Here is a 6,190-nt window from a genome sequence, read left to right on the forward strand (position 1 = left end):
GATGGTCTAATCGTTTGATTTCTATATTCATATTCACCTCAATTTTGAAGTGATATTTTATCAAACCATTGAAAATTTGGCGTTTATATTAAATAGAATTTTTTGAGATTGCTCTGATCAATGTCTGATTAAGTGGGAAATTAATGTGCACCAAAAGTGATTCGTCGATAGCTTGCAGTAGTTGAAAATATTTTAATTTAGGCTTGGCGCACTATCGAAATTTGTCAGGGATTCACGTCTTTGTTATTGTATCATTCATGAAAAAGCTACTCGCAAAACTATTTGCATCTCACTGATTTATATAGGTTAAAAAATTAAAATTATTAACCAAATTAAGCTTTTTAACGTTAGGCGTACTCATTGTATGTCTTTATAAATCAGTTGGTTAGGTGTTGAATTTACGTTTTGATGGGGTGTCAGGGGTCGGAGGTTCGAATCCTCTCATTCCGACCACTTTTATTAAGTTTTACAGTGAGTTAGTTTTATTAGCCCCGCTGACATTTTTTCTGAAATCTCGTGCAAATCTCGCGCATCAATTCAATTAACGATTTTAAAACAGTGCCTTACGAGCTTGAACGCTGACACAAAAAAATCTCGCGCACTTTTTTCGGTCATTTTTTTTCTTATTCGGTTTTCATTTATTTGAGCTCTATGAACTGAAAAATGCAGGCGGAGAGTAATCCAACAACCTCAAATTAACCTAAAAGGTTACGCTTGAAATAGTGATATTTATCTTTACACATCAATTGATTATATGATTTGTCAACTGAGCATAACCAAAGTTACCGTTTTCCGAAGGTGAGTGTGATTTATTGATACTTTTCTATTATTAGCGGAGGAATGCTCCCTACATGACGCTAAAGTTTCTCTTAAAATCATATCCATTGTTACAACAATTAACACCAGTCAATGAGCTAAATTCATGAAGACGTTATGTAGTACTTCTGAGGTTTCATCGAAGCATAATAACGTAGTGCGATGATAGAGAAGCACACCAGCGTAGCCTAAGCCCAAAGAACATTAGTAAATGGCTCTGAACGAATTGGCTATTACGTATTTGAAGAGATACCACGTCATTAATATGCTCAATAAATGATGTGCTATTTTGAATTAGTAAATTCATTACCATTTCATATAATTCGATTCGTGATAAACCTGTGTCGTTGTAGCCATTTTGTCCTGCGCATGATATTTTTCCAAGCATTTGTATATCAAGACATATGCTTAGTAACATTCTCTTAATTTCATAAAAACGATCAGTTGAGCTTTCTACTTGTGTGAATTCGCATAACTGATCATATAGCGCTTTGGTTTTGAAATCTGCTTTTGAAAGCAATTCAACTAACAGCTGATTTTTTTCTGGAATATTATTTCGAAATTGTTTTTCTCTCAAATACCATTCATCTCTCGGTGTAACTATGGGATCGAGCAATGGATTACTGATTCTTATTATTGTCCTCTGTTGAGGAGGTATAAATAACTTAGCTTGAATTGGTGCTGTAGGTATAAATAACCTAGTTTGAATTGGTGCTTTAGGTTGAAGTTCTCGCTGATGAACGAATCTTTGTTTAATCCCTCTTGGTTGTGGTTGTTGGCTTGTATTAACTGGCACTGTTTTAATACCGAGTGTTGATTCTGTTATCGAATTTGTTTGTTGGTGTAGGGGGGCATTTTTAGTTTTCAGACTGACAGCAGCTGTGTTAAAGCTTGATTCGCTTATAGGTGTTATGGGAGATGGGGTAGCAAGTGGCCACTCTGTAGGTGTTTCTTCCTTAATTGTCACATTGTCATGATCCGTGTATTCTTCTTTAGATTCAGATAAAACAACAGGTTCATTATTTTCAATTGAATTTTCTTGAGTTTGTGACACATGAGCATCTAAATCGGTTGTTGATGTATTAAAATCACTTAAGTTAATTTGCTCGTTCTCAACTTCGATTAAAGCATTATTCACCTGATTTACATTAGTTAATTCTGATTCTTGTGGTGCTTCAATTGTGCCGCCCGATTCAGATACTGTAATAGGTCTCTGCTTTTCTTCCTGAACATTTGTGTTGACTTCACTATCAGACTGTTCTTCGACATGATTAAATTCATTTATGCTCTCATCAGTAGTTTCTATGCACTGAGCCCTGATAATGTCATCGTGATCAATGTCTTCGAGTGAAGTTAAACTTGATTTTGCAGAAATATAATCATCACTAGATTCATCAGACTCGTCGGGTGATCCTTCTTCAGCAGAAAAATATAAATCATCAGGGGATTCATTGCTTTTTTTCACTAAATCGATTTTTAAGTTTGCATCGAGTGACTCCTGCCTTTTGTAATATAACTGCTTATATGACTCTAAAAAGTCTAATAACTTTCTATGATTTCCTTTTATTTGCCCTTTTCTTCTTGTGGAACTTTCAAATTCTTTTTTAAGCTCTTCACACCAATCATTTACAAACGCTAATTTCTCAAATTCAACACCTTCAGTTTCCTTTTGGAAGCAAACAGCTAATTTAGTTAACCAGTTATAGAATACATCATTAGTAGATTGATTCTGGATCTTCAATCTTAATTGATAAAATTGAAATACCTCGTTTATTTGGGCTGGGTCACAAGGGGACTGACATAACATTTGAAAGTTTTGGTGCCAAAGTTTGCAAACCTCTTCTTGCCACTTTTTAGCTAAGCCTTTAAATTTGGCGTCATAGTCTTCAGGTACTAGCAATACGATAGGTGTATATTTGATCACTGTTACTTTTAAGTTTTGTGAGTCTAAGATCTGAAAGCCCGTTTTTGTTAAATTATGACTTGATAACTGACAAATAAGACGAAAAACGGTAGTCTTCATAACAGAGTTCAAAGCAGCATCAAATTCTGCTTTATAAAAACCACCAAAACACCAGTTAATTTCCTCTAGGTGTTGAATTAGTATTAAAAGCGATCGGGCAAGTCCTTCATTCTCAGGATCCTGTAAAGAAATTTTAATTTGATCTATTTTTTGCCTTAACTGACTTGAATTAATCGCTGGCGGTGAAGACAAGTATTGAGTCAGTGATTGTCGTTGTAAACTCAGGTTTCTTTGTGTTTCTTTAAATGGCTTCTCAGTCAATGCACTGATTTTAATTGAACGTTTAACACAAAATTTTTCTATTTCTTTCTTCAAAAAATCTTTTTTTCCCTCATTAAAATGTCTATCTGTTAGAGTGTAAGGTTTGACTGCTTGTAACGTAATAATAATTAAAGTGTCTATATAGGGCTTGTTGGCTTCTGAATATTCTAAGGTTTCATCGGTAAAGAATTGTTTTAAAAGCAGTAATATTGTTTTTTCAGCTAATTTCCCACCAAGTTTAGGGCAATAATGAATTAGCCTTTGAATGCAGGTACATAATTGACATGGGTCTATCGTTTCTTCACTTTCAGATAATTGTACCAAATCATCCGTTAATGAAAGCGTTTTAAACCAATTCCAAGTTTCTAATACTGATTGAGGGCGCATCTCACTGTATTTGTCCAACATCAAGATTAAAGGCTGAAAGTGAATTAAAGCCTTAGCCATTCGGGGTTCATTGTGTTCACCTGAAAATGAAACCCCAAGTGCACAGTTGTTGATTTTATCAAATGTTCTGCGTTGAACTTTATCGATACAAGATAACACAAGAGGGATTAGTGATTGCTGATAAATTTCAATGGATAAAGACTGACTTCTTTGTAAAATTCTCGTAAGTAAGTTCATTGTTGTTTCAAACTGCTGTTTATTAAAGGTCTCATTAAATTGGCATATGCAAGAGTATACTTCCGACGATATTTTTAATTCTTCATCAAACTTTTCTGATTTAGAATTAAAAAAATGCTCTATTAGAATTGATGCTGTTTCATTTATAAAACCCTGCTCTTTCCCTCTATCAATAACCTCTAGTAATAAAGAGTTAGTGTGAACATCGGGTGAAGAAGCGAGAGTAAAAATGCAATAAATTACTTCATTTGAAAAAAACTTTTTAATTCTAAGAGAGAGAATTGCAGAGCTTTTGATTGTGAGTGGGGTTTGATCGTTAATAACTAAAAGTGTGTGTAATACAGACAAATAAAAACTTGAATTTTGCAGAGGCTGGCTCTCAAGTATTTTTTTATGATGGCCTGTCAACTCCACAACTTCATGCACCAGCAATCTTTTTTCTGCAAATGAGGCTTGAGGTGTCTGGCAATATTGTTCAAAAGAGCGTAAATCTCCAGCATCTAACCATTGGCAGATTTGCAACTGTTGAGCAGTTTTTGGATATTCAACTTGACTGTTACATGCCCGAATCAACAAACGCGCGTCATGAAGTGAAGCAATGTATTCTCTGTCTTGGCAAATATCTTTAATAAAAGGCCCATTTCTGTCAAGCGCAAGTGCTAAACTAGAACAGGTGTGTTTTACCAGTATTGGTCTTCGCACTCTTAATAATAATTTTAAGTATTCTAGAGCCAGATTTATGTGTTTTTTATATAAAAGCTCAATGCCTTTGAGCGAACTGCTCGTTTCTGGGAGTAAAAAAGTGTAGCAACATATTTCATTCAGAAAATTACAGCTCAATGTTAATAAATCCTCTCCACTCCTCTCCGTATATTCTTTAACAATCCTGTCAAACACAGCTGTTATAGAGACTCCTAACTTTTCCCGGGCAACTCTGGTTTTCCATTCTGTTACCAACGAGGATTCATTTTCTTTGCACCTTAAATTTTTCAATACGTGAATCGCTTTGTTAAACGAAGGCATGTGTAACCCCCAATCCTCTGATGGATCCTCACAAAGCTTGTCTATAACCTTTTTAGCATTACTCAATTTCTGCTCAAATACCGCTTTATCTTTTGTATTAAAAACCGACTGTTCTTGTAAAGTATCGATAGCGTCTTCCGAATAGTAATTTTGACACCTTGAAGAAGTAGGGGGTTGTTTATGAAATTTCGAAAATTGTTTTGAATGCTCTGTTTGATCCCCTTGTTTAACACTAGTAGAACGTTGAGCTGGAGTACCTTTTCTTCCATACGAAACCTGACCGCTTGTTGCTGTATTTTTACTTATTTTATGTTGAAATTTCTGTGGTACAAAGCTTGCGCATGTTAATTTTCCAGCCACTATAACCTCTCACGCATATTTGGTTTGATGTACTGAATTTATTACCTATTAAGTTAAATTGGTAATTAACTTTTTTTTATCCAAATTTAAGGTGGTATTAGAACGTTTCAAAAGAAAAGAACTGTAACGCTATTGATGGTGATCTGCTTGAAGCCCACTGAGCCTTAACAAAATTAACAGCATTATGATTATTAATCGGTAAGGCTATGAGCAAGCTGATCAAAGAATAAGATTTTTAAAATATACGGCCTCTAGGCAGTAGTTGAGTAGCTAGATTTTGCAGTTCATTGATATCATCTTTAAAATTTGAAGAGAACTGATCAAAATATACCGTTTCCAGAAAGGTTCTAATACGGCTTTTTTTGGGGTTATACACCATGATATCGTAACGCTTAGGCGCAGCTCTTTACGACGTATATGGATTTGAACCTAAATTAGAAACAGAACTCAGCATGACACTCTCAATGAGATGCAACTTAATAAAGAAGAGTGTAGTAAGTACACATAAGCTAGTGGTGAAGTGGGAGTGAAGTTTTGTTAATTGAGCGTGGCGAAGGGCTTATTGATTTCGGCGCTCATACGCTGGTATATCAATAAAGTCATCATCGCCACGGTCGATGGCTTGTTTCAATGCGGTTTTTTTCTCACTTCTTTCAGCCATACTTTCCCCAAACACATGATGGTGTGCCTGCTCCATCAGTTCTAAGGCTTCCTTATCGGTATAGATATTAAGCACTTTACCGGCTTGAAATAAGCCTTCAATACGGGCCTTGAGCTCTGGGTTGGTACGATTCAATTTGGCCTGCTCGAATAACTCTAGTAACTGTGCAAAACAATAATCAATGTAATTTTGTCGTCTCATCGTACTCACTCAAAAAGGTAAAACTGATAGTAAGTTTAGCCTATCAAAACTGATTATATTTTCTAGATTTTTAATGACGAGCTGAACTTAATTCTTCCTGATTACCCATGAAGCCCAGCCACTTTTAAGAGTTTTTTAGGTAAAGGTGGCGTTCTTACTGCTATGTATATGAATCTGGGCAATAAATCCTCTAATTTGAACCTTCGGTTAAACCGATAACA

Annotated in this window: 2 protein-coding genes and 1 pseudogene; all 3 read right to left on the bottom strand. The window is 35.2% G+C overall.

The annotated features are described in order from the left end of the window. Nucleotides 1–952: 952 nt before the first annotated feature. The gene (locus tag D5018_RS20360) at nt 953–5,107 is read right to left on the bottom strand and encodes a hypothetical protein (protein WP_121840816.1); all 4,155 of its coding nucleotides are present in this window, start codon (nt 5,105–5,107) and stop codon (nt 953–955) included. A gap of 559 nt (nt 5,108–5,666) precedes the next feature. Then, entirely contained in the window at nt 5,667–5,969 is a 303-nt protein-coding gene (locus D5018_RS20365; protein WP_121840817.1) for a hypothetical protein, read from the bottom strand. A gap of 101 nt (nt 5,970–6,070) precedes the next feature. After that, nucleotides 6,071–6,190 (bottom strand): annotated as a pseudogene (locus D5018_RS20370) (IS1595 family transposase); the annotation flags it as partial.

The organism is Parashewanella curva, assembly GCF_003675895.1.
Lineage (GTDB): Bacteria > Pseudomonadota > Gammaproteobacteria > Enterobacterales > Shewanellaceae > Parashewanella > Parashewanella curva.

What these genes read in the sequence shown, in the direction of transcription:
- D5018_RS20365 (WP_121840817.1), bottom strand. Translation starts at nt 5,969, where the DNA reads ATGAGACGACAAAATTACATTGATTATTGTTTTGCACAGTTACTAGAG.